This is a genomic window from Citrobacter sp. CRE-46 (assembly GCF_059615875.1).
In genome coordinates, this window is sequence record NZ_CM184341.1 from 1000642 (window position 1) to 1024910 (window position 24269).

Annotated in this window: 21 protein-coding genes; 14 read left to right on the forward strand and 7 right to left on the reverse strand. The window is 52.1% G+C overall.

The window, feature by feature from the left end; all coding sequences use genetic code 11:
• Window positions 1-32 precede the first annotated feature (32 nt).
• Entirely contained in the window at window positions 33-1808 is a 1776-nt protein-coding gene (gene fucI / locus AC534G_RS04830; RefSeq protein WP_110496974.1) for an L-fucose isomerase, read from the reverse strand.
• A 464-nt stretch (window positions 1809-2272) separates the two neighbouring features.
• Here fucI and AC534G_RS04835 point away from each other — a divergent pair, with 464 nt between their 5' ends.
• The 7 genes from AC534G_RS04835 (at window position 2273) to fucO (ending at window position 10448) form a co-directional block, all read left to right on the forward strand.
• The gene (locus tag AC534G_RS04835) at window positions 2273-3772 is read left to right on the forward strand and encodes a sugar ABC transporter ATP-binding protein (protein ID WP_069324532.1); all 1500 of its coding nucleotides are present in this window, start codon (window positions 2273-2275) and stop codon (window positions 3770-3772) included.
• Between the two features lie 3 nt (window positions 3773-3775).
• Window positions 3776-4759: an ABC transporter permease gene (locus tag AC534G_RS04840; RefSeq protein ID WP_038633251.1), complete on the forward strand. Its 984-nt coding sequence runs from the start codon at window positions 3776-3778 to the stop codon at window positions 4757-4759.
• 73 nt (window positions 4760-4832) lie between these two features.
• Window positions 4833-5783 carry an ABC transporter substrate-binding protein gene (locus tag AC534G_RS04845; RefSeq protein ID WP_061382372.1) on the forward strand — a complete coding sequence of 317 codons (951 nt, stop codon included), beginning with the start codon at window positions 4833-4835 and terminating at the stop codon, window positions 5781-5783.
• Window positions 5784-5836: 53 nt separating this feature from the next.
• The gene (locus tag AC534G_RS04850; RefSeq protein WP_110496976.1) at window positions 5837-7417 is read left to right on the forward strand and encodes an FGGY-family carbohydrate kinase; all 1581 of its coding nucleotides are present in this window, start codon (window positions 5837-5839) and stop codon (window positions 7415-7417) included.
• A gap of 66 nt (window positions 7418-7483) precedes the next feature.
• A complete protein-coding gene (locus AC534G_RS04855) occupies window positions 7484-8482 on the forward strand; it encodes a LacI family DNA-binding transcriptional regulator (RefSeq protein WP_110496977.1) in 999 nt (332 codons plus the stop codon).
• A gap of 142 nt (window positions 8483-8624) precedes the next feature.
• Entirely contained in the window at window positions 8625-9272 is a 648-nt protein-coding gene (gene fucA / locus AC534G_RS04860; protein ID WP_003034062.1) for an L-fuculose-phosphate aldolase, read from the forward strand.
• A 27-nt stretch (window positions 9273-9299) separates the two neighbouring features.
• A complete protein-coding gene (gene fucO / locus AC534G_RS04865) occupies window positions 9300-10448 on the forward strand; it encodes a lactaldehyde reductase (protein WP_110496979.1) in 1149 nt (382 codons plus the stop codon).
• Between the two features lie 81 nt (window positions 10449-10529).
• On the opposite strand, the gene xni is transcribed toward fucO, so the two are convergent.
• The 5 genes from xni to queF all read right to left on the reverse strand — a co-directional run bounded on the left by xni (window position 10530) and on the right by queF (window position 17003).
• Window positions 10530-11285 (reverse strand): flap endonuclease Xni, encoded by a 756-nt coding sequence (xni, locus tag AC534G_RS04870; protein WP_110496981.1) that lies wholly within the window; start codon window positions 11283-11285, stop codon window positions 10530-10532.
• 118 nt (window positions 11286-11403) lie between these two features.
• Complete coding sequence (locus AC534G_RS04875; protein ID WP_085048811.1) at window positions 11404-12771, reverse strand: L-serine ammonia-lyase; 1368 nt, start codon at window positions 12769-12771, stop codon at window positions 11404-11406.
• A 53-nt stretch (window positions 12772-12824) separates the two neighbouring features.
• Window positions 12825-14114, reverse strand: coding sequence for an HAAAP family serine/threonine permease (locus tag AC534G_RS04880; protein ID WP_006687002.1), 1290 nt, complete (start codon window positions 14112-14114; stop codon window positions 12825-12827).
• A 562-nt stretch (window positions 14115-14676) separates the two neighbouring features.
• Complete coding sequence (ppnN, locus tag AC534G_RS04885) at window positions 14677-16041, reverse strand: nucleotide 5'-monophosphate nucleosidase PpnN (protein ID WP_038633231.1); 1365 nt, start codon at window positions 16039-16041, stop codon at window positions 14677-14679.
• 113 nt (window positions 16042-16154) lie between these two features.
• Window positions 16155-17003, reverse strand: coding sequence for an NADPH-dependent 7-cyano-7-deazaguanine reductase QueF (gene queF / locus AC534G_RS04890; protein ID WP_038633229.1), 849 nt, complete (start codon window positions 17001-17003; stop codon window positions 16155-16157).
• Between the two features lie 68 nt (window positions 17004-17071).
• Here queF and syd point away from each other — a divergent pair, with 68 nt between their 5' ends.
• Window positions 17072-17617 carry a SecY-interacting protein gene (gene syd, locus AC534G_RS04895; RefSeq protein ID WP_069324540.1) on the forward strand — a complete coding sequence of 182 codons (546 nt, stop codon included), beginning with the start codon at window positions 17072-17074 and terminating at the stop codon, window positions 17615-17617.
• 488 nt (window positions 17618-18105) lie between these two features.
• Here the strand turns inward: syd and AC534G_RS04900 are convergent, their stop codons facing one another.
• On the reverse strand, window positions 18106-18261 hold the full coding sequence (locus tag AC534G_RS04900) for a hypothetical protein (RefSeq protein ID WP_155268622.1): 156 nt from the start codon (window positions 18259-18261) through the stop codon (window positions 18106-18108).
• Here AC534G_RS04900 and AC534G_RS04905 point away from each other — a divergent pair.
• From AC534G_RS04905 to gudD, 6 genes are all read left to right on the forward strand, one after another.
• On the forward strand, window positions 18250-18579 hold the full coding sequence (locus AC534G_RS04905; RefSeq protein WP_069324542.1) for a YqcC family protein: 330 nt from the start codon (window positions 18250-18252) through the stop codon (window positions 18577-18579). The genes AC534G_RS04900 and AC534G_RS04905 overlap by 12 nt on opposite strands.
• Window positions 18579-19361: a tRNA pseudouridine(65) synthase TruC gene (gene truC, locus AC534G_RS04910; protein ID WP_110496983.1), complete on the forward strand. Its 783-nt coding sequence runs from the start codon at window positions 18579-18581 to the stop codon at window positions 19359-19361. Before AC534G_RS04905 ends, truC begins: the two co-directional genes overlap by 1 nt.
• A 19-nt stretch (window positions 19362-19380) precedes the next feature.
• Complete coding sequence (locus AC534G_RS04915) at window positions 19381-19830, forward strand: flavodoxin (RefSeq protein ID WP_038633219.1); 450 nt, start codon at window positions 19381-19383, stop codon at window positions 19828-19830.
• Between the two features lie 345 nt (window positions 19831-20175).
• Window positions 20176-21528: a galactarate/glucarate/glycerate transporter GudP gene (gene gudP, locus AC534G_RS04920; RefSeq protein WP_038633216.1), complete on the forward strand. Its 1353-nt coding sequence runs from the start codon at window positions 20176-20178 to the stop codon at window positions 21526-21528.
• A gap of 2 nt (window positions 21529-21530) precedes the next feature.
• Window positions 21531-22871 (forward strand): enolase C-terminal domain-like protein, encoded by a 1341-nt coding sequence (locus AC534G_RS04925; RefSeq protein WP_110496985.1) that lies wholly within the window; start codon window positions 21531-21533, stop codon window positions 22869-22871.
• A 20-nt stretch (window positions 22872-22891) separates the two neighbouring features.
• A complete protein-coding gene (gene gudD, locus AC534G_RS04930; RefSeq protein ID WP_042310713.1) occupies window positions 22892-24232 on the forward strand; it encodes a glucarate dehydratase in 1341 nt (446 codons plus the stop codon).
• The last annotated feature ends 37 nt before the right edge of the window (window positions 24233-24269 follow it).

Here is a 24269-nt window from a genome sequence, read left to right on the forward strand (position 1 = left end):
CCGGTAAGCTTGCGCCACCGGGCTAAGCCACATTAACGTTTATACAGCGGGCCGTAGTTTTGGCAGGCACGATAATCCTGGCCTTCGCTATCCATACCGTGGGCTGCCCAGGCTGAAGGACGATAGATTTTTTCGTCTTCCACGTTGTGCATGCAAACCGGAATACGCAGCATGGCGGCAAGCGTAATAAAGTCTGCGCCGACGTGGCCAATCGTCAGCACACCGTGGTTTGCGCCCCAGTTAGCCATGACGGAATAGACATCGCTGAATGGACCTTTACCGGTTAAGCGCGGGGCAAACCAGGTGGTCGGCCAGGTCGAGTTGGTACGCGCATCAAGCTGAGCATGCACCTCTTTTGGTAACTCCACGCTCCAGCCTTCGGCGATTTGCAGTACCGGTCCTAACCCTTTGATAATATTGATGCGGGTCATGGTGAATGGCACGCCGCCCTCGGTCAGGAAGCGAGAGGAGTAGCCGCCGCCGCGGAAGTATTCGTGAATAGCCGGACACCATTCGGTCGCCGCCAGACAATCATCGGCCTCTTTCTGCGTGATTTCCCAGTGCGGCTTCATGGTTGGTTTACCTGCGCCATCGCGCTGCTTGCAAGAGCCGTCCAGGGCTGCCGATCCAGAGTTGATCAGGTGAATAATGCCGTGCTCAGCCAGCCCGGTCAGCGGTTTACCCGTGACACGCTCCACCGCCTCTGGCGACCAGTAGGTGCGCACATCAGCAAAAACCTGTGCTGTACCAGTGAGTTGGTGACCAAACAGCATCGCTACGCCGTTGAGACTGTCGTTTTCAGTCGCGACAACAAACGGTTCACGCACACCATTCCAGTCGAAGGAGCTGTTCAGCAGTGCTTCGGCAGTGTCGCCGTTTGGATATTGATCCGTCCAGTGACGCTGGCCTTGGAAGCCCGCGGCAATCGCGTTGTAACCCAGCGATTCTTCAACACGACCTTTGTCTGCTAACTTCTGATTGCCTTGCATCATGTCGCGGATGCACATCGCCATCAGCAGGCTTTCTTTCAGTACCGCGCGGCTCTGCTCTTCGTTACGCTTATACTGTTGGGCGTTCTGATCTTCGCCGTAGCGGAAATGCTTGTCTGCCCACGCCAGTGCGATATCCAGTTCAGCTTCGTCATAAATTTTCTGATCAATTCGACGGCGAAGTTCAGTCATATCAACAGGTTGAACCTTCATTCCCAGCCAGGATTCAAAGAAGTTATGATCGACAATAGAACCGGCAATGCCCATAGAAACGCCGCCTACGGATAAATAGCTTTTACCTTTCATACTGGCAACGGCTAAGCCCGCCCGGGTGAAACGCAGCAGTTTTTCTTCGACATCGGCGGGGATGGTGGTGTCGCCGGCATCCTGTACGTCGTGACCGTAAATGGAGAACGCGGGCAGACCTTTTTGATTATGCGCAGCCAGCGCGGCAGCAAGATAAACGGCGCCAGGGCGTTCTGTGCCGTTAAAGCCCCAGATAGCTTTCGGACGCATCGGATCCATGTCGATGGTTTCGCTGCCGTAACACCAGCAGGGGGTAACGGTAATCGTTACGCCAACATTTTGGCTGCTGAACTTTTCTTCACAGGCTGCGGATTCCGCCAGACCGGCAATACAGGTGTCGGCAATTACACATTCAATTTGTGCGCCACAGGCATGGCGAAGTTTTTCCGTAATAAGCGCGGCGGTGGCTTTCGCCATATTCATGGTTTGCTCTTCAAGCGACTCACGTACCCCCATACGACGGCCATCAATAACCGGGCGGATACCAATCTTCGGTAAGCTATTTTTTCTCATTCGAGGTTCCTCATCTCACTTTGTGCCGTGCTGCAAAAGCGGATGTTGGACACCACTGTCGCAGTTGGCTGAATTACCCATTTTTGCTAACTCGAGTTAGCTTAGGTATTGGAGAGTTTTTTACACAACTTTTTTGTTATGGAACTGTGAGAGGCTTCACGAGAAGTGGTTAAAATTCGATCTGCGTCAAATAAACAAATACGCATATTTTTAATAAAAACCTTTTAAATCATAACAATATAATAAATTGTCTGTTCAGCATCACAGTTTTAAACCAAATGATTTGGCTAATTTGAGTAGCTAAAATAGCTTTAAAAGGCACTTCGCTAACTCGAGTTAGCATAATTGATAAAACGCATATGAACTTGTAAGTAGTATTCGCATTAACGGTGACGATGGCCCTCTGGAATCTTGTTTTCGCCTGATTCACTGACTGCAGTTTCTGTATATTGAGGAAAGCAGCAATGTCTGAAACATTTTTACAGATGAGTCATATTACGAAACGTTTTCCCGGCGTATTAGCGTTGAGTAATGTGGATTTTGCTTTACACAAAGGTGAGGTTCATGCGCTGCTGGGTGAGAATGGCGCAGGAAAATCTACGTTGATGAAGATCTTATCCGGTGTTTATCAGCCTGACGAAGGGGAGATTATTTTTGAGGGGCAGCCGGTTACTTTCGCTAACCCGTTAAGTGCGCAGAGTGCAGGTATCACGATTATTCATCAGGAATTTAACCTATTCCCTGAACTCACCGTTGAAGAAAATATATTTATTGGCAGGGAGTTTTGCAAAAATAATCGCTGGCGTCTGGACGAAAAACAACAGCGGCAGGCTGCGATCGATATTTTGCAAAAGTTAAACCTGAATATCGCCCCAGACACACTGGTTGCCGATCTGACCGTTGCTCAACAACAAATGGTTGAGATAGCTAAAGCGATATCGGTCAATGCCAAGATTCTTATTATGGATGAACCTACGGCGGCACTGACGGAAACGGAAATCGACAGCTTGTTTCAGGTAACCCGTTTATTGAAAGAACAGGGGACTGGCATTGTTTACATTTCGCACCGACTGGAGGAGCTGGCGCTGATTGCCGATCGCGCTACGGTAATGCGCGATGGGCAGTTTATTGCCACCGTGGATTATGATGCGGTCAAAATTAGCGACCTGATTGCCATGATGGTCGGGCGTGACCTCGGTAATATTTATCCTCGCCGTGAACCTCTGGCTCAACGTAAGCCCGTGTTGGAAGTGAGTGGGCTGACGCGTAATGGTGTATTGAACAATATTGATTTCACGCTTTACCAAGGAGAAATCCTGGGCTTCGCCGGTCTGATGGGCGCAGGGCGTACTGAGCTGGCGCGGGCGATTTTTGGCGCGGATCCCATTGATGGTGGAACCCTTAAGCTGAACGGTAAAGTTACGGTGATTAAAGATATTCCTGATGCTATCCAACAGGGTATCAGCTATTTAACCGAGGACCGGAAAAAAGAGGGACTGGCATTAGGACTGTCCGTTGAGCGCAATATTATGTTGGGCAATTACCCTGAGTATTCCGATCGTTTTGGCAATGTGGACAGCAAACGTTGCCAGAAAACCAGCGAGGAACAGGTTAAAGCCCTACGTATTAAAACACCACATTTAGAGCAAGCCGCCTTGAATTTAAGTGGTGGTAATCAGCAGAAAATTATTATTGCCCGATGGGTGTGTAAAGACACCGATATTCTCATCTTTGATGAACCCACTCGCGGGATTGATGTGGGGGCCAAGCTTGAAATTTATGAATTAATGAATCGGCTGGTGGCAAAAGGGAAATCAATTATCATGATCTCCTCTGAATTACCGGAAGTGCTGGGTATGTGCGATCGCATTTTAGTGATGCGTAATGGGCGTATTACCGGGGAGCTAGCTTCTGATGACGCCACACAAGAAAAAATCATGCAATATGCGACGTTAGAGGACTAACTTATGACTATCTCTGTAACCTCTTCAGACAGCAATAATAAGAAAATAAAAATTAACAAAGAACTTTTAATGCGCCTTGCGCCACTTTTAAGTCTGATTATTTTGGTAATATTTTTTAGTTTTGGTTCGCCGTTTTTCTTTAACACTGAAAACATTATGACAATTGCCCTGCAAACCTCGGTGATTGGCATTATGGCGATTGGCGTTACCTTCGTCATTATCACTTCAGGGATCGACCTTTCTCTCGGTTCAGTCGTGGCATTTTCTGGTGTCGCGGTAGGTATCTGCGCCACGCTGGGATTGCCTCTGCCCGTCTGTATTCTTGCGGGTGTACTGGCTGGAGGATTATGCGGCTATATCAATGGTCTGCTGGTCACCAAAATGACTATCCCGCCTTTTATCGCCACGCTGGGTCTGATGATGTCCGTCAGAGGTATCAATATGGTGATGACCGATGGCCGCGCGATTTACTTCGCTGATTACCCCACCTTCAAAATGCTGGCCCAGGGACGGTTGTTTGATGTGCTGCCCTATCCCGTTTTTTACCTGGTGGTGGTGGCGCTCATCGCCGCGTACATCCTGAAGAAAACGGTGATAGGCCGCTATGTTTACGCGGTGGGCAGTAATGAGGTGGCGGCACATCTTTCCGGGATTAAAGTGCAGCGCGTGAAAATTTTCGTCTACGCCTTTTGTGGTCTGCTGACCGGGATTGCCGGGGTCATTCTGGCCTCACGTTTAAACTCCGGGCAGCCGACGGTCGGTGTGGGTTATGAGCTGGAAGCTATCGCGGCGGTCGTTATTGGCGGTACCAGTCTGATGGGCGGGATTGGCACCATCGGCGGCACCATCATTGGCGCATTTATTATGAGCGTGTTGAAAAATGGTCTGAACCTGATGGGTGTTTCCCAGTTCTGGCAAATGGTGGCCATGGGGATAGTGGTCATTGCTGCGGTTTATCTCGACACATTACGCAAAAAAATTCGTTGATTTACGCTCCCGGAAGTCACGGGACATCATAACCCTGACGTTTAGGGTGACTCACTCAGAACGGAGTAAAACAATGAGAACCAGGAATTTTGTCTATGCGTTATCCCTGCTGGCCTGTATGACATCCAGCGTTTTGGCTAAAGATATGAATCTTCCCGTGGTCAGTAAAGGTTTCCAGCATGAATTCTGGCAAACCGTAAAAATGGGGACGGAAGCGGCAGCAAAAGAGTTGGGTGACAAAACCAGCTACGTGGGCCCGGCGGATGAAACTCAGATTGCCGAGCAGATTCAGTTAGTTGAAAACGCGATGGCGCAAAAACCTAATGGACTATTACTGGCCGCGTTAGATGCCAATGCGCTGGCGCCATTAGTTGAGACCGCAAATTCACGCGGCATTAAAGTTGTGACCTTTGACTCCGGTGTGAATTCTGATATTCCGGTCAGTTTTGTCGCCACGAATAACCGTAAAGCCGGGGCTGAAGCGGCAGACGCGCTGGCAGCAGAAGTGGGCAACAAAGGAAAAGTGGGCATTATTGCGCACGTAGCAGGGACCTCCTCAGCGATTGAGCGTTCAGAAGGGTTTATTGCCCGCATGAAGGAGAAATATCCGGATATCCAGGTGCTACCGGTCCAGTATAGCGATGGTGATCCGCAAAAAGCGATGGATAAAACCATCGATATGATTCAGGCCAACCCGGATATTGCAGGGATTTATGGCACGAATGAAGGCTCAACGCTCGGCGTAGCAAACGCAATTGATAGTCAAAACCTGAAAGGCAAAGTGAAGGTGATTGGTTTTGATAGCACCGAGGCCATTATTGCCTTCCTGAAGTCCGGGGTGATTCAGGGCTTTGTTGTGCAGGACGCCTACCAGATTGGCTATCAGGGTATCAAGACGCTGAATGCGGCGGTATCCGGTCAGTCTGTACCAAAAGAGATTGATATTCCGGTGAAATTCGTTAGTGCGAAGAACATTGATACCCCAGAAATTGACAAGCTGTTACACCCATTCGGTAAAAAATAAGAGCGTTGGGGCGAGGTACTCGCCCCACTATTAGCTAACGTCAGGGAGTTACTATGAGCAGTGGATATTTCCTCGGTGTGGATGTCGGCTCTGCCAGTGTCAGGGCGGGTGTGTTCGATGCCAGCGGCAAACGTCTGGCCTTTGCGACACGCCCTGTCTCGCAGTTTCGACCCGGCCCCGATCGGGTTGAGCAGTCATCTGCAGAAATCTGGCAGCAGGTTTGCGATGCGGTTAAGGGGGCAGTATCGTCATCCGGGATTTGCATTGAGGATATCCGTTCACTGGGATTCGATGCCACTTGTTCATTGGTGGTTCTCGACGAGCAGGGGCAGGGCCTGGCGGTTTCACCAGGCGAACCATCAGACCATAACATCATCATGTGGATGGATCATCGCGCGGTGCAGGAAGCTCAGCATATTAACGCTACGCGGGATCCGGCTCTGCGTTACGTTGGCGGTGAAGTCAGCGTCGAAATGGAGCTTCCCAAGGTGCTGTGGCTAAAAAAACACTTTCCTGCAACCTGGCACAGTGCGCATCGTTTTTACGATTTGGCTGACTATCTTGTCTGTAAAGCCACCGGGAGTGACGTTGCCGGTCTGTGTACGCTGACCTGTAAATGGAACTATCTGGCCCATGAACAACGCTTTAGCCACTCTCTGCTCGACGCCGTAGAATTAACGGATTTAACGGGCAAAATCCCGTCGCATATTCTTCCGCCAGGCGCCGCTGTGGGAACGCTTAGCGCCGATGCGGCCCAGGCGCTGGGGCTGACGACGGCAGTTGTCGTCGCCAGTGGGATGATTGATGCCCATGCAGGCGGTTTGGCGCTTGCTGGCGTTGAGCCTGCGGGAACGTTAGCGTTGATTAGCGGAACGTCAAATTGCCATATGCTGTGCAGCAAACAGGAAATTTATACGCCGGGCGTATGGGGACCGTATTGGTCTGCCATGCTGCCTGGTTACTGGTTGACGGAGGGAGGGCAAAGCGCCGCTGGGGCATTGGTCGACTGGACGCTCCAGGAATCAGGCGCGAGTGCCGAGCTATTTCATAAGGCCGAGGCGCGGGGTTGCCATCCGATCGTTTTAGTCAACGAATGGGTTGCGGAACTTGAGAGGAAGGAGTCTGAACCTGGTCGTTATTTGCATGTGCTGGCCGATCACCATGGCAATCGCTCCCCCCGCGCGCGACCCGATGCACGGGGCAGCGTCTGCGGCTTGACTCTTGAGCGAGGCGAGATGCAGGTGGCTCGCCTGTACCTGGCGACGTTACAGGCGATTGCCTGCGGCACGCGGCATATTATGGAAGTGATGCGTGAAAACGGCCATACCATTTCCCGACTGGCGCTGTGCGGCGGCGCAACGCATAACCCGCTGTGGATGCGGGAATATGCCGATGCTACCGGATGCGATATTCATCTTATGCAGGAGGAAGATGCAGTGACGTTAGGGGCAGCTATCACCGGCGCGGTAGCAAGCGGCGCGTGGGCGAATATTCCATCTGCATGCCAGGCGATGGTTCGCTCCGGCGAGATTATTAAGGCTAATCCGGCACGGCGGGACTTCTATGACCGCAAATACCAGGCTTATCTGATGATGTGGGATCAGCAGCAGGCGATTAACCAACTTATGCAGTAAGACAAAAGTTTAAAATACTTTTATGATTGGAGATTGACGTTTTTGGATGTGGACTGGGGCATATAAATGGCTAAAACAGTAGAACAGATAGCCAGCGATCTGAATTTATCGGTTACGACCGTACGACTGGTGCTGAACGGGAAAGCAGAGCAATATCGAATCAGTGTCAAAACCCAAACGCGTATTAATGAATATGTTGAGCGCTATGGTTACGTCATAAACCATTCAGCCCGTAGCCTGAAATTGAATAAAACGGATACATTGGGACTGATTGTTCCCAATATTTCCAACGTTTTTTTTGCCACTCTCGCCGAGAAACTTGAGCAACGCTGTCGTCGCTCCGGTTATCAGTTAATGATTAGCTGTACCTATGATGATGTTGATTACGAAAATAAATTGACCAAAGCGTTAATCGCTCGCAATGTTGATGGCCTTTTTATTGTTCCCTCTACATTGGAGAATCAGCAACACCATTTACGCCAGGTCAGAAAACCGATGGTGTTACTGGACCGTGATTTTAAGTATACCGATAACGCATTGGTTGAAAGTCATAATATTTTAGGCGGCGAAAAGTTGACGCAAAGTTTGTTTGATGCCGGAAAGGCTCCAATCTGGTTTTTAGTCGGAGATACCGGATTACCCAGTATTGGAGATCGTCTGCAAGGTTACCTTAATTCTTTGAGGAATAATGGTATTCATCACCGTGATTGGGTGCGTGAAGGTCCTGACAACACTCCTGAAGGTGGCTTTCAACTGATGGATAGATTGATTGGTGAACAGGGGCGGCCACAGGCGTTTATAGCCTCATCATTACCCGTACTGGAAGGTGCTATTAACGCTATTCGCCATCGTTTCGGCACAATTCCACCTGATATTAATATTGGCACATTCGATGAACATCCGATGCTGGGATTCCTCGCCAATAATGTCTGGTCAATGCAGCAGGATGAAAATGTTTGGGCGGAAAAAGCATTCGATATGATGATGAGTGCCATAGACGACCAACCTATTAAAGAAACTGTAAAGGTACCGATGAAACTTATTAAGCGAGTAAGACAACAATAATACGTTGCTATAAATAAATCGGCCAACTGGATCTGAGTAAATACATTCAGTGGCTGCCCATATCTGAAACCTGACCCGTCTTACTCTGCGGCTACATTTTTCGCAATTAAAGACGAGGAGAAACTGTACCCGGAGAATCATTATGGAAAGAATGCGTTTGTCACGAGAAATCATTGAAACCTGTCTTGAAATGACCAGCCTTGGATTAAATCAGGGGACGGCGGGAAATGTGAGTGCGCGATATGAGAATGGGATGTTGATCACGCCCAGCGGTATTCCTTATGAAAGACTTACTGAAAACATGATCGTGTATGTAGATAACGACGGAAAATATGATAAAGGTCAGTTACCCTCCAGCGAATGGCGTTTTCACCTGGCGGCTTACCAGACGCGTCCGGACGCCAATGCGGTCGTCCATAACCATGCTGTGCATTGTACGGCCGTTTCGATTCTCAACCGTCCAATTCCGGCAATCCATTACATGATTGCGGCGGCGGGGGGAAACTCTATTCCGTGTGCGCCTTATGCGACGTTTGGTACACGAGAGCTGTCAGAGCATGTGAGCGTCGCCCTGAAAAACCGTAAGGCAACGCTTTTACAGCACCATGGGCTGATTGCTTGTGAAGCGAATCTGGAAAAAGCACTGTGGTTGGCGCATGAAGTGGAAGTTCTGGCGCGCCTTTATCTGAGCACCCTGGCCATTGTTGATCCGGTTCCGGTGTTGGACGATGAGGAGATCGCTATTGTGCTGGAGAAATTCAAATCTTACGGATTACGAATTGAAGAGTAATTTCGCATAGCGAAAAGGAGAAATACGATGGCGAACAGAATGATTCTGAACGAAACGGCATGGTTTGGCCGGGGAGCTGTTGGTGCATTGACCGATGAAGTCATCCGTCGTGGTTATCGCAAGGCGCTGATTGTGACCGACGAAAACCTGGTGCGGTGCGGTGTTGTCGAGAAGGTGACGTCCCGGATGGATGACGCGGGTCTGGCGTGGGACATCTATTCAGGCGTTATTCCTAACCCAACCATTGCGGTGGTGCAGGAAGGATTGGAGGTCTTTGAGCAAAGTGGCGCAGACTATCTGATAGCCATTGGCGGAGGCTCCCCGCAGGATACCTGTAAAGCGATTGGCATTATCAACAATAACCCTGAGTTTGCGGATGTACGCAGCCTCGAAGGGTTATCCCCGACGCGCTGCCCGAGCGTGCCGGTTATGGCTATCCCAACCACAGCAGGGACGGCGGCGGAAGTGACCATTAACTACGTGATCACGGATGAAGAAAACCGGCGTAAGTTTGTTTGTGTCGATCCACACGATATTCCGCAGGTGGCGTTTATCGATGCTGACATGATGGACGGCATGCCTGCGGCGTTAAAAGCGGCCACGGGTGTGGATGCCCTGACGCATGCCATTGAAGGATACATCACGCGCGCGGCGTGGGCGCTTACCGATGCGCTGCACATTAAAGCGATTGAAATTATTGCCGGGGCTTTACGCGGATCGGTCGCGGGCGACAGTCAGGCGGGGGAAGCGATGGCGCTGGGCCAGTATGTGGCGGGAATGGGTTTTTCCAACGTTGGTCTGGGATTAGTTCATGGCATGGCGCACCCGCTGGGCGCGTTTTATAACACCCCGCACGGCGTTGCAAATGCCATTTTGCTGCCGCATGTGATGCACTATAACGCCGAATACACCGGGGAGAAATTCCGCGATATCGCCCGGGTGATGGGCGTGAAGGTTGAAGGACTGACGCTGGCAGAAGCACGGAAAGCGGCAGTGGATGCGGTATTTGCCCTTAACCACGATGTTGGGATCCCGCGGCACCTGCGCGATGTTGGCGTACTCAAAGAGGATATTCCTGCGCTGGCGCAGGCTGCATTTGATGATGTCTGTACCGGGGGAAATCCGCGTGAAGCGAGCCTGGGCGATATCGTTGACCTGTACCATACCGCCTGGTAATCACCCGGCGTTTATCCGGCCTACAGGGTTGTACGATAAGTAGGCCGGATAAGGTGTTTACACCGCCATCCGGCAATAACACTACCGAGCCAGCCGTAGCTGCTGTAAATTCCCGTCGATATGTAAGTCCGTTTGCAGTCGTGCGATATCGCGACACAGAAACGCCATTTCTTTATGCATCTCAAGCTTCTTGCGCCACTTTTCCGGCACCTCATCAAGATGCGCGTAAATCCCTTCCAGCGTTGGAAACTGCGTCAGCAATTGTGTGGCGCTTTTGGGGCCAATACCTGCCACGCCAGGAACCTTTGAACTACCGATCCCGGCCAGCCCCCAGTAATCGGGCAGTTGTTGCGGCAGCACGCCAAATTCTTTCTCAATGAACGGTGCGTCCAGCCAGCGCTTCTGAAAATAGTCGCGAATACGCAGCGTCGGGGAGAGCAACTGACAGTAGCCTTTATCGGTGGAGACGATGGTGGCCTGGTGTCCCGCCTGGCAAACTTTAACCGCCAGTGTGGCGGCTAAATCGTCGGCTTCATTACCGCTGGAAACCCAGCAGCTGACGCCGCGCTGTTCAAAAGCGGCGCGTAAGGCGGGCATTTCCTGATGCAAGTCATCTGGCATCGGTGGACGACCGGCTTTGTAATCAGGCAGTCTTTGGTGACGCCAGCCGCTATTGCGCGCTTCATCATCAAATACCGCCACGGCGTGCGTGGGCTGACTGTGCACAATTAATTGATCGAGCGCGTGCTGGCACGTCTCCACGCAGGGAGATCCCTGTACGGCGTGAATGCGGCGGATAAGATTCAGTGCATCGACAATAAGTAAGTGGACGGCCACGGTGTTCTCCCTAACAAATCAGGCTGTAGGGTAACATTCACGGCGGGGGGAGGCGAATATCTGAAATCAACATTTTGCCGGATGAGGCGTTAGCCGCCATCCGGCAATAGGCAGGGCTTTAATCGCAGGAGACAATCTTCATCGCCAGACCGCCGCGAGAGGTTTCGCGGTATTTGGCATTCATGTCTTTCCCGGTTTCGTACATGGTCTCGATGACTTTATCGAGGCACACGCGCGGTTCGCTGGTACGGCGCAGCGCCATACGCGCGGCGTTAACCGCTTTGACCGAAGCAATGGCATTACGCTCAATGCACGGTACCTGAACCTGGCCGGCAACGGGATCGCAGGTCAGACCCAGGTTGTGTTCCATACCGATTTCCGCCGCGATGCATACCTGCGTTGGGCTACCGCCCAGCAGTTCAGCCAGACCGGCCGCTGCCATGGAGCAGGCTACGCCAACCTCTCCCTGACAGCCGACTTCGGCGCCGGAGATAGAGGCGTTCATCTTGTACAGTGAACCGATGGCGCTCGCGACCAGCATGTAGCGTGCCAGCGAGTTAGCGTTCACTTCGCGGATAAACTTGTCGTAGTAAGCCAGCACGGCAGGAACAATCCCGCATGCGCCGTTGGTTGGCGCGGTAACCACACGTCCACCGGCAGCGTTTTCTTCATTCACGGCCAGCGCGAACATGTTGATCCAGTCAACAACCGCCATCGGGTCGGTGGTGGTTTTGTCCTGGCTTACCAGCATACGCCGTAGCGCCGCCGCACGACGCGGAACGCGCAGTTTACCCGGCAATACGCCTTCGGTGGTGATACCGCGCTCAATCCCGCTACGCATCACTTCCCAGACGTTGGCAAAGTGCTGTTCCAGCTCTTCTTTGCTGTGCAGCGCCAGTTCGTTTTGCATCATCAGGCCGGAAAGCGACAGGCCGGTTTCCTGGCAATGACGTTGCAAATCCGCCGCAGATTTATACGGATACGGTACGTTTACCGGAGCGCTGTTCGGTAAACCAAAGTGTTCTTCATCAACGATGAACCCACCGCCAATGGAATAGTAAGTCTGGCTGTAAACGGCTTTTTCGCCCGCCAGTGCAGTAATACGCATCCCGTTTTCGTGCAGGGACAGATTGTCCGTATGGAAATTCATGCACTTGTCGACTGGGAATTCGACCTCATGTTGACCGTCCGCCAACAGCAAACGCCCATGAGTGTTCACATCCTGGATAAAGGCCGGGATGGCATCAATGTCTACGGTATCCGGCAGATTACCCGCCAGACCCATAATAATTGCGATATCGGTATGGTGACCTTTCCCCGTCAGGGACAAAGAACCATAAACATCAACCACTACGCGGGTTACGTCAGTGAGAATTCCGCGTGCAATCAGGTCATCCGTGAATTGTTTGCCTGCTTTCATCGGGCCAACAGTATGGGAGCTGGAAGGGCCAATGCCGATTTTGAAAATATCGAATACGCTAATCATGAGGCGTCCATTGTGTATCGAGGTGCGCCGCCCCGGGGAGCGGCGCAGGGGAATTAACTGAACAGAGAGTAGGAAATTGCGGAGATAGCGATCAGGCCCATAATTACAACGAAGACGTTGCTGATATGGCCGCTGTATTTACGCATTGCCGGTACTTTCTGAATGGCATACATCGGCATCAGGAACAGAATCATCGCGATGATTGGGCCGCCCAGGGTCTCAATCATACCGAGGATGCTTGGGTTCAGCGTCGCCACAATCCAGGTGGTTACCAGCATGAACAGTGCAGTGATTTTGTTCAGTTTGTTGATTTCGATGGTTTTGCCTTTGCCGCGCAGAGACTTAATCACCATACCGTTGAAACCTTCACGTGCGCCCAGGTAGTGGCCGAGGAAGGATTTGGTGATAGCGATCATCGCGATGATTGGCGCCATCCAGGCGATAATCGGCGCGTTAAAGTGGTTCGCCAGGTAAGACAGGATAGAGATGTTCTGCTCTTTCGCTGCAGCCAGATCCGCCGGGGTCAGGCTCAGTACGCAGCTGAAAACGAAGAACATAACGGTCAGTACCATCATGATGTGAGCGAATGCCAGGATTTTGGAGCATTTCTTCTCAGCGTCATCACCGTACTCTTCACGCTTCGCCACGGCGAAGGAGGAGATGATCGGAGAGTGGTTGAAGGAGAACACCATTACCGGAATCGCCAGCCACAGAGTCATCCACAGACCGTTGCCGGTAGAAGCCGCAGAGTCAAAAGAGAGTGTTTCCAGCGCCGCGCCGCTCCACTGAGGGATCAGGTACAGAGCCAGCAGCATCAGGGCAGCAACAAATGGGAATACCAGGATGCTCATCGCTTTCACGATCATCTGCTCACCGAAGCGCACGATGGTCATCATGCCGACAATCAGGATCAGAGACAGGATGGCACGCGGCGGCGGAGTAATCGCCAGCTGGTGGGTCAGGAAGCTTTCAACGGTATTGGTGATTGCTACGCTGTAAACCAACAGAATCGGGTAGATTGCGAAGAAGTAGAGCAGGGTAATCAGTTTACCTGCGCCAACGCCAAAGTGTTCTTCTACAACTTCAGTAATGTCTTCACCCGGGTTTTTACCGGACAACACGAAGCGGGTCAGGCCACGGTGTGCAAAGAAGGTCATTGGGAAGGCAAGGATTGCCATGATGATCAGCGGGATCATACCGCCTACACCTGCGTTAATCGGCAGGAACAATACACCCGCGCCAATCGCCGTGCCGTAAAGGCCCAGCATCCACATGGTATCCGTCTTGCGCCATGCGCTGCGGGTCTGGCCCGTAACGATAGTGCTGGTTTGAGTGTTTTCCATCTATTTCTCCTGGAGGAAGCTTAAAAAGTCGGGTTTGGGGTCAATCCAATGAGAAAGAACCCGACTGTAAATCGAAATTCGTTGAGCGATTTTTTATATAATTTTTCGCCGTAATAATTTGCGGGCGGAAAGATACATTTTAGTAATGAATGTATCAGTGATCGCGATCCCAAATGCAATAATCCACCTTTTATGTGGATAAATTTGGACCATTAATCTGTTAAAAAATAGTCAAAGCGAATTTACGGGCGCAGAGGCTAACATTAACGACATATCTCATGAAAGCGAAGGCGCGAAGATACGAGCGTTGCGCTGTAAAAACTGTTGTTTTTAGAGGATTTTGGCGACTAATAATAATTTCCTAAGATAAATAACGGTTGGTTTTTGGAAGTAATCGTTTGCGTGGTGCGTGATTTTTAACGACATATCATTGGTATTTATATAATCGTCTGAGCTATGTGACTGGTATCACTAAAAAAAGCCGGGAGGCGACTGCGCCAAACCCGGCTTTGATATGGACAAAACTGTCACCACGATAGCGCCTGCTATCGGGTGTTGAAGGTCAGGCGCAAATCTCGTAGCAAGGGATGTACGCGGAGCCTGGCAACTTCATACGATGCTGCGCAACGAATCCCTGCAAGAGATCGTCCATGCGGCGCATCATTTCGCGGTCACCGTGGATTTTGTACGGGCCAAACTCTTCGATGGCACGAATGCCGACCTCCTTAACGTTACCGGCCACAATACCCGAGAATGCACGACGCAGGTCGGCCGCCAGAACTTCAACGGGTTGATCCGGATACAGTTTCAGGTTAGCCATGTTTTCATGGGACGGCTCGAACGGCATCTGTAAATCAGGTGCGATACGAATCGACCAGTTAAAGCTGTAGGCGTCTCCGGTGTCGCGACGGTTCTCTTTTACCAACGGCATCGCTTTTTTCATCAAGCGCGCAACTTCCGCCGCATCGTCAATGATAATGCGATAGTGTCGGCGGGCATCTTCCCCCAGCGTGTGCACGATAAACTCGTCCAGCACGCGGAAGTAATCGGCGCTCTCTTTTGGTCCGGTCAAAATCAGCGGTAGCACCTGATCTTTATTCGCCGGGTTCATCAGGATCCCCAGCAGATACAACAGCTCTTCCGCAGTCCCGACGCCACCCGGGAAGATGATAATACCGTGGGCGATGCGCACGAACGCTTCCAGACGTTTTTCAATGTCCGGCATGATGATCAGTTCGTTAACCAGCGGGTTAGGCGGCTCAGCGGCGATGATTGACGGTTCGGTCATACCAATAAAGCGGCTGTCTTTGTAACGCTGCTGGGCGTGACCGACCGCTGCGCCTTTCATTGGCGCTTCCATCGCTCCCGGACCGCAGCCGGTACAGATGTTCAACTCACGCAGGCCCAACTGGGTGCCGACGCGACGCGCATACAGGTATTCATTTTCGTTGATTGAGTGGCCGCCCCAGCAGACGACCATGTTCGGCGCTTCACCGACATGTAGCGCCCGGGCGTTACGCAGGATCGAGAACACCAGGTTGGTAATATGCACCGAACTTTCGAGATCCAGATGCTGAAAACGACCCGCGTTATGGATCTGAGCATTGACGAACAGAATGTCGCGCAGCACGGCAAACAGGTTGGCCTGCAGCGCACGAATGATGCGCCCATCAACAAACGCATCTTCAGGCGGGTTAATCAGCTCCAGCTTCACGCCCCGTTCGCGGCGCAGCACGTTAATATCGAAATTTTCAAAGCGGGACAGCAGTTCTTTGCTGTTGTCGGTTAGACTACCGGAGTTCAGAACGGCAAGTGAACAGTTACGAAACAGTTGATACAGGTCGCTGCTGGCCGTGCGTTTAAGTAATTCGACTTCCAACTGCGACAACATGTCCATTGAGCCAAGTGGGCTAATATGTGTAATCAAGTAGACTCCTTATGGGACGCAAAACGTCATTCCCTGGTAGTTACAATAGCCCTGGCTGATGACCTTTCACAACCTTGCGCGCGGAATCCGACACGCAAAATTGAGAAAAAAGATTACTGACGTACCAGTCGGCCCGTAGCTGGCGTGAAATCGGTATTGGTGCGCCATGGGTTAATGTCCAGACCGCCACGCCGCGTGTAGCGCGCGTAGACGCTCAGTTTCTCCGGCTGGCAGAAGCGCAGAATGTCATTGAAAATACGCTCCACGCACTGCTCGTGAAATTCATTATGGTGGCGGAAGGAGACCAGATAACGCAGCAGCTTCTCCCGGTCGATTTTGCGTCCGCGATACTGAATTTGTATGGAGCCCCAGTCGGGCTGGTGGGTGATCAGACAGTTGGATTTCAGCAGATGGCTGACCAGCGTCTCTTCCACCGCTTTTTCGCCGCTCACGGCATTTTCCAGATATTCAGTGCTGAACTGGTAGTTATCAATGACGATATCCTGATTATCGATACAGGTGCCGTTAAAGTGGGCGATCGGTTGTCCTTCCAGTTCGTCAAGGCGGTATAGCGCCACGCTGACATCGCCCTGAGCGCAGGCGCGCAGATCGTTTTCCAGCGTCTGGCGTACCGCCTCCCAGGAGTCAAAACGCGTCTGGTTAAAACTGTTCAGGTACAGCTTAAAGCTTTTCGATTCAATCAGATTTACGCTGGTGTAATCCAGCTCCACATGACCGACCGCAACCTGCGGTAAGCCGTTAGCATTCAGCCATGACAGTTCATACAGCGTCCAGATGTCGGCACCGTGGAAAGGCAAATTATCGGCCTTTAAATCCAGCGGGTCGCGGTTGAGGCTGCGCGGAACGCCCTGCAACAAACTGGCATCGTAATTGTCCCGGTAATCCGTTGATTTACCGAGAGTCAGGCCGTCAAGCGCCCGATGATTTTCATAAGAAGACATGTTTCACCGTCATAAACCAGATACACTATGCGACAAGTGTATCCTGGCTTTTGTGAAGAGAGAAATCAGTGGACGAATTGACAGCGCAGGCGTTGACAGCCTTTACGACGCGTTATTGCGACGCGTGGCATGACAAAAACAACAGCTGGCCGCTCAGCGAAGAGCTGTATGGCGTACCTTCACCATGCATCATTTCTTCCGCTAACGATGCGGTTTACTGGCAACCTCAACCTTTTGTCGGTGAAAAAAACGTCAATGCGGTTGAACGTGCCTTTGACATTGTGATACAACCTGCCGTTCATGCTTTTTACACCACCCAGTTTGCCGGGGATATGCACGCGCAGTTTGCGAATGAAAAGCTGACGTTGCTGCAAACCTGGAGTGAGGATGACTTCAGGCGCGTCCAGGAAAACCTGATTGGTCACCTGGTTACGCAAAAGCGACTCAAGCTCTCGCCTACGCTTTTTATTGCCACGCAGGACAACGAACTTGATGTCATCTCGGTGTGCAATCTGTCCGGTGAAGTGTGCAAAGAAACGCTGGGAACCCGTCAACGAACGGTGCTGGCGGCCTCGCTTGCGGAATTCCTCACTCAACTTAAGCCAGTTCTGTAATCCAGTTTGCCCTCAATCGTGTGAGATATCTCTTACAAACCCTGTAGGACATTGCCAGGTAATAAGTGAAGGCTTAATGAATTGAAAAACTAATAATTACTTATAATTCAATCTGTTAATATTTTATTGTCAACTTTCATATGAAAATTATCTTAAGGGTATGTCTGTAGGTATCTTGTAAGACAAAGCGAAACAGGCGATTCTATATCCGTCGACAAGGAGTCGCACAACGAAGTGAACATCAGGATGATGGCTCTTCGGCAGGACACACCAGGATGGTGTTGCAAGGACAGGCTTCAGGATGAAGTAAAGAGGAAAGCGCGGGATGCGTTAAAGGACACCTCCAGGATGGAGAATGAGAGCCGGTCAGGATGTTCGGCGGGTCAGGATGGCCAGGACGCTTCAGGATGAAGTTTTCACATCGGGGTGGTGTGAGCAGGATGCAAAAGTTCAGGATGAACAAGGTCGCAAGACCACAGGAAAAGTTGTCACGGATGAGCAGGGAGCACCAAAAGTAGCTGGAATGCTGCGAAACGAACCGGGAGCACTGTTTTTACAGTGCTCCCTTTTTTTATTTCCTCTTCACTAATGCTATTCTTCGCGCCAGATTTTTCATCATTGAGGTTAATTTCATGACGACTCATGACCGTGTGCGCCAGCAGTTACGCGTGCTTGAAGCGCTACTGCGTGAACATCATCACTGGCGGATGGACGAGCCAGCAGAGCATCTGTTTGCCAGCACGCAGCCTTTTTGTATGGATACCATGGAGCCGGTCGAATGGCTGCAGTGGGTGTTGATTCCCCGCATGCATACGCTGCTTGATAATGCGCAGCCGCTACCGCAGGCTTTTGCCATCGCACCGTATTACGAAATGGCGCTGACGGCCGATCACCCGCAACGCGACATTCTCCTGACGGCATTGCAGGAACTGGATGCGCTATTTACAAGTGATAACGCCTGATGCTGGAGATCCTCTATCAGGACGAATGGCTGGTTGCGGTCAATAAACCTTCTGGTTGGCTGGTTCACCGCAGTTGGCTCGACCGCGATGAGAAAGTGGTGGTGATGCAAACGGTGCGCGACCAGATTGGTCAGCACGTGTTTACCGCCCACCGGCTCGACAGACCGACCTCCGGCGTGCTGCTGATGGGGCTGTCCAGCGAAGCCGGGCGGTTGCTGTCTCAGCAGTTTGAACATCATCAAATGCAGAAACGCTATCATGCGATTGTGCGTGGCTGGCTGATGGACGACGCCGTGCTGGATTACCCGCTGGTGGAAGAGCTGGATAAGATAGCCGATAAATTTGCCCGCGAGGATAAAGAGCCGCAGCCTGCGGTTACTCATTATCGCGGTCTGGCGACGGTTGAAATGCCGGTGGCGACCGGGCGCTATTCCACCACCCGTTACGGGCTGGTGGAACTGGAGCCTCAGACCGGTCGTAAGCACCAGCTCAGACGCCATTTGGCTCACTTGCGCCATCCGATTATTGGCGACAGCAAGCATGGTGATTTACGGCAAAACCGCAGCGCCGCAGAGCATTTCGGCTGTCAGCGCTTGATGCTGCATGCCAGTCAGCTTGAGCTGACTCATCCTTTCACTGGCGAGCCGTTGGTTATTCGCGCCGGGCTGGATGAGGTCTGGATGCAGGCGATGTCACAGTTTGGCTGGCGCGGACTTCTCCCGGAGAATGAAAGGGTTGAGTTCAGCGGGCTGTCAGGTCAGGATGAACAGATAGATTCTTAAGTCCCTGGAGATAAAGGTTATGGCGGAAATTGGAATTTTTGTCGGCACGATGTATGGAAACGCGCTGCTGGTTGCCGAAGAGGCCGAGGCGATTTTAACTGCGCAGGGCCATAAAGCCACGGTATTTGAAGACCCGGAGCTTACCGACTGGCAGGCATATCAGGATAAATATGCATTGGTGGTAACCTCAACGACAGGGCAGGGCGATCTGCCGGATAGCATCGTACCGCTGTTTCAGGGAATCAAAGATAGTCTTGGTTTCCAGCCTAATCTGCGTTATGGCGTCATTGCGCTTGGCGACAGCAGCTACGTTAATTTTTGCAATGGCGGCAAGCAGTTCGATGCGCTGTTACAGGAACAAAGCGCGCAGCGCGTAGGTGAAATGCTGCTGATTGATGCCAGCGAGCATCCTGAACCGGAAAGCGAATCTAATCCCTGGGTAGAAAACTGGGGCACTTTGCTTAAATAATCCCTCGCCCACACGGGCATGCAACCCCCCATTAGAAAACCGTAGGCCGGGTCAGGCGAAGCCGACACCCGGCAATAAAACCCCAATTACGTGAACTAACTTCCATTGCTTTGGGCTTATGCCCCAAACAACTTCTCACTGCCTCCCTAATGTTGTGTTCATGCACGGTGAGGGAAAGTGGCACTCCTTCATATACTTTTCCCGTCAGTTCCCGGAATGGCAGCGAGTCAGAATAAAACGGCCCTGAGCTGTACCAAAACTGCCACACACTAACCTCTCATTCTGATCACCCTACAGGTGCTGTACAGAATGAACTGGCGCAAGCCAGGATTCAGGAGTGCAACAATGAGTTCATTAAGTCAGGCGGCGAGCAGCGCGGAAAAACGCACTAACGCTCGCTACTGGATAGTGGTGATGCTGTTTATCGTCACATCCTTCAACTACGGCGATCGCGCCACCTTATCCATTGCCGGTTCGGAGATGGCCAAAGACATTGGCCTGGATGCGGTAGGCATGGGGTATGTATTCTCCGCTTTCTCATGGGCGTATGTCATCGGCCAGATCCCCGGCGGCTGGCTGCTCGATCGCTTCGGCTCCAAACGTGTTTATTTCTGGTCCATTTTTATCTGGTCCATGTTTACCCTGCTGCAGGGCTTCGTCGATATCTTTAGCGGCTTCGGTATTATCGTCGCGCTGTTTACCCTGCGCTTCCTCGTAGGGTTAGCCGAAGCCCCCTCTTTCCCCGGCAACAGTCGTATTGTGGCGGCGTGGTTCCCGGCGCAGGAAAGGGGCACGGCGGTCGCTATCTTTAACTCGGCGCAATACTTTGCCACCGTTATCTTCGCGCCAATCATGGGTTGGCTGACCCATGAAGTGGGTTGGTCACACGTGTTCTTCTTTATGGGCGGTCTCGGAATTGTTATCAGCTTTATCTGGTTGAAGGTGATTCATGAACCGAACCAGCATCCGGGCGTAAACCAAAAAGAGCTGGAATACATTGCCGAAGGCGGGGCGCTGATCAATATGGATCAGGCGGCAGCCAAAGCTAAAGTACCGTTCAGCGTGAAGTGGGGGCAGATCAAACAACTGCTGGGTTCGCGAATGATGATCGGTATTTATATTGGCCAATACTGCATTAATGCGCTGACCTACTTCTTTATCACCTGGTTCCCGGTTTATCTGGTGCAGGCGCGCGGTATGTCCATTCTGAAAGCCGGCTTTGTTGCCTCGGTCCCGGCCATTTGCGGATTTGCGGGCGGCGTGCTCGGCGGCATTATTTCCGACTGGCTGATGCGCCGTACCGGTTCGCTGAATATCGCGCGTAAAACGCCAATCGTCATGGGGATGCTGTTATCGATGGTGATGGTGTTCTGTAACTACGTCAACGTCGAGTGGATGATCATCGGCTTTATGGCGCTGGCCTTCTTCGGCAAAGGCATCGGCGCGTTGGGATGGGCGGTGATGGCCGATACCGCGCCAAAAGAGATCAGCGGTCTGAGCGGCGGCCTGTTCAATATGTTTGGCAACATTTCCGGCATCGTCACGCCAATTGCCATTGGCTACATTGTGGGCACTACCGGCTCGTTTAACGGCGCGTTGATTTACGTAGGGGTACATGCGCTGATTGCTGTCGTCAGTTATCTGGTGCTGGTGGGGGATATTAAACGTATCGAATTGAAACCTGTCACAGGACAATGACGATGACAACACAATCGAGTCCCGTTATTACCGATATGAAGGTCATCCCGGTGGCCGGGCATGACAGCATGCTGCTCAATATTGGCGGTGCGCATAACGCATATTTTACCCGCAATATCGTGGTGCTCACCGATAACGCCGGCAATACCGGGGTTGGTGAAGCGCCGGGCGGTGAAGTGATTTATCAGACGCTGGTGGATGCAATCCCACAGGTGTTGGGACAAGAAGTCGCGCGTCTGAATAAAGTGGTTCAGCAGGTGCATAAAGGCAACCAGGCCGCTGACTTTGACACTTTCGGCAAAGGCGCCTGGACCTTTGAACTGCGGGTTAATGCGGTGGCCGCGCTTGAAGCCGCATTGCTCGATCTGCTGGGCAAGGCGCTGAACGTTCCGGTTTGTGAACTGTTAGGGCCAGGCAAGCAGCGCGATGCGGTCACTGTGCTCGGCTATCTGTTCTATGTCGGCGATCGCAGCAAAACCGATCTGCCGTATCTGGAGAGCACACCGGGCCACCATGAGTGGTATCACCTGCGTCACCAGCAAGCGATGAACAGTGACGCGGTGGTGCGCCTGGCAGAGGCTTCGCAAGATCGCTACGGCTTTAAAGATTTCAAACTCAAGGGGGGCGTACTGCCCGGCGAGCAAGAAATCGACACCGCTCGTGCGCTGAAAAAACGCTTCCCGGAGGCGCGTATTACGGTTGATCCCAACGGGGCCTGGCTGCTGGATGAAGCCATTTCCCTGTGTAAAGGGCTGAACGATGTTCTGACTTATGCTGAAGATCCGTGCGGTGCCGAACAGGGTTTTTCAGGCCGCGAAGTGATGGCCGAGTTCCGCCGTGCGACCGGTCTGCCGGTGGCGACCAATATGATCGCCACCAACTGGCGTGAAATGGGGCATGCGGTGATGCTGAACTCAGTAGATATTCCGCTGGCCGATCCGCACTTCTGGACCCTTTCCGGCGCGGTGCGCGTGGCACAGTTATGCGATGACTGGGGCCTGACCTGGGGCTGCCATTCCAACAACCATTTTGATATTTCGTTGGCGATGTTTACCCACGTTGGCGCCGCGGCACCGGGCAACCCGACGGCTATCGACACCCACTGGATCTGGCAGGAGGGCGATTGCCGTCTGACCAAAAATCCGCTGGAGATTAAAAACGGAAAAATTGCGGTACCCGATGCGCCCGGTCTGGGCGTGGAGCTGGACTGGGAGCAGATACAGAAAGCCCATGAGGCCTATAAGGCGCTGCCCGGCGGCGCGCGTAATGACGCAGGCCCGATGCAGTACCTGATTCCCGGATGGACTTTTGACCGTAAACGTCCCGTTTTCGGCCGCCACTAATTTTGAATAAGGATTTAAATATGAGCGCACAATTTACTACCCCCGTCGTGACCTCTATGCAGGTGATCCCGGTTGCGGGCCATGACAGCATGCTGATGAACCTGAGCGGTGCTCATGCCCCGTTCTTTACACGTAATATTGTGATTATTAAAGATAACTCTGGCCATACCGGGGTAGGGGAAATTCCTGGCGGCGAAAAAATTCGTCAGACCCTGGAAGATGCCATTCCGCTGGTGGTGGGTAAAACGCTGGGTGAGTATAAAAACGTACTGAACGCGGTACGTAATACGTTTGCCGATCGTGATGCCGGTGGCCGTGGTTTGCAGACTTTCGATTTACGTACCACTATTCATGTGGTTACCGGGATCGAAGCGGCGATGTTGGATCTGTTAGGTCAGCATCTGGGCGTCAACGTCGCATCTCTGCTGGGCGATGGTCAGCAGCGTAGCGAAGTCGAAATGCTTGGCTATCTGTTCTTCGTTGGTAACCGTAAAGCGACGCCGCTGCCGTATCAAAGCCAACCGGATGAAAAATGCGACTGGTATCGCCTGCGTCATGAAGAGGCGATGACCCCGGATGCGGTAGTGCGTCTGGCGGAAGCAGCGTATGAGAAATATGGTTTCAACGACTTCAAACTGAAAGGCGGCGTACTGGCCGGGGAAGAAGAAGCGGAATCTATTGTGGCGTTGGCGAAACGCTTTCCACAGGCGCGCGTCACGCTCGATCCCAACGGCGCATGGTCGCTGAATGAAGCGATTAAAATTGGTAAGTACCTGAAAGGATCGCTGGCTTATGCGGAAGATCCGTGCGGCGCAGAGCAGGGCTTCTCCGGTCGTGAAGTGATGGCGGAATTCCGTCGAGCTACCGGGCTGCCGACGGCGACCAATATGATCGCTACCGACTGGCGTCAGATGGGGCATACCCTGTCGTTGCAGTCCGTGGATATCCCGCTGGCGGATCCGCACTTCTGGACGATGCAGGGTTCTGTTCGCGTGGCGCAGATGTGCCATGAGTTCGGGCTGACCTGGGGCTCGCACTCTAACAACCACTTTGATATTTCGCTGGCGATGTTTACTCATGTCGCGGCGGCGGCGCCTGGGAAAATTACCGCTATCGATACCCATTGGATCTGGCAGGAAGGTAACCAGCGACTGACCAAAGAACCTTTTGCAATCAAGGGCGGTATGGTGCAGGTTCCGGCGAAACCGGGCCTGGGCGTGGAGCTGGATATGGATCAGGTGATGAAAGCGCATGAGCTGTATCAGCAACATGGACTGGGTGCACGTGATGATGCGATGGGAATGCAGTATCTGATCCCGAACTGGACATTTGATAATAAGCGCCCGTGCATGGTACGCTAAGCGAACTGGGACCGCTCCCATGAATGGAGCGGTTTTC

Excerpts from the sequence above, each read along its gene's own strand:
- fucI (WP_110496974.1), bottom strand. The coding sequence starts at position 1,808 with ATGAGAAAAAATAGCTTACCGAAGATTGGTATCCGCCCGGTTATTGAT.
- AC534G_RS04835 (WP_069324532.1), top strand. The coding sequence starts at position 2,273 with ATGTCTGAAACATTTTTACAGATGAGTCATATTACGAAACGTTTTCCC.
- AC534G_RS04840 (WP_038633251.1), top strand. The coding sequence starts at position 3,776 with ATGACTATCTCTGTAACCTCTTCAGACAGCAATAATAAGAAAATAAAA.
- AC534G_RS04845 (WP_061382372.1), top strand. The coding sequence starts at position 4,833 with ATGAGAACCAGGAATTTTGTCTATGCGTTATCCCTGCTGGCCTGTATG.
- AC534G_RS04850 (WP_110496976.1), top strand. The coding sequence starts at position 5,837 with ATGAGCAGTGGATATTTCCTCGGTGTGGATGTCGGCTCTGCCAGTGTC.
- AC534G_RS04855 (WP_110496977.1), top strand. The coding sequence starts at position 7,484 with ATGGCTAAAACAGTAGAACAGATAGCCAGCGATCTGAATTTATCGGTT.
- fucA (WP_003034062.1), top strand. The coding sequence starts at position 8,625 with ATGGAAAGAATGCGTTTGTCACGAGAAATCATTGAAACCTGTCTTGAA.
- fucO (WP_110496979.1), top strand. The coding sequence starts at position 9,300 with ATGGCGAACAGAATGATTCTGAACGAAACGGCATGGTTTGGCCGGGGA.
- AC534G_RS04875 (WP_085048811.1), bottom strand. The coding sequence starts at position 12,771 with ATGATTAGCGTATTCGATATTTTCAAAATCGGCATTGGCCCTTCCAGC.
- AC534G_RS04880 (WP_006687002.1), bottom strand. The coding sequence starts at position 14,114 with ATGGAAAACACTCAAACCAGCACTATCGTTACGGGCCAGACCCGCAGC.
- queF (WP_038633229.1), bottom strand. The coding sequence starts at position 17,003 with ATGTCTTCTTATGAAAATCATCGGGCGCTTGACGGCCTGACTCTCGGT.
- AC534G_RS04905 (WP_069324542.1), top strand. The coding sequence starts at position 18,250 with ATGACGACTCATGACCGTGTGCGCCAGCAGTTACGCGTGCTTGAAGCG.
- AC534G_RS04900 (WP_155268622.1), bottom strand. The coding sequence starts at position 18,261 with ATGAGTCGTCATGAAATTAACCTCAATGATGAAAAATCTGGCGCGAAG.
- truC (WP_110496983.1), top strand. The coding sequence starts at position 18,579 with ATGCTGGAGATCCTCTATCAGGACGAATGGCTGGTTGCGGTCAATAAA.
- AC534G_RS04915 (WP_038633219.1), top strand. The coding sequence starts at position 19,381 with ATGGCGGAAATTGGAATTTTTGTCGGCACGATGTATGGAAACGCGCTG.
- gudP (WP_038633216.1), top strand. The coding sequence starts at position 20,176 with ATGAGTTCATTAAGTCAGGCGGCGAGCAGCGCGGAAAAACGCACTAAC.
- AC534G_RS04925 (WP_110496985.1), top strand. The coding sequence starts at position 21,531 with ATGACAACACAATCGAGTCCCGTTATTACCGATATGAAGGTCATCCCG.
- gudD (WP_042310713.1), top strand. The coding sequence starts at position 22,892 with ATGAGCGCACAATTTACTACCCCCGTCGTGACCTCTATGCAGGTGATC.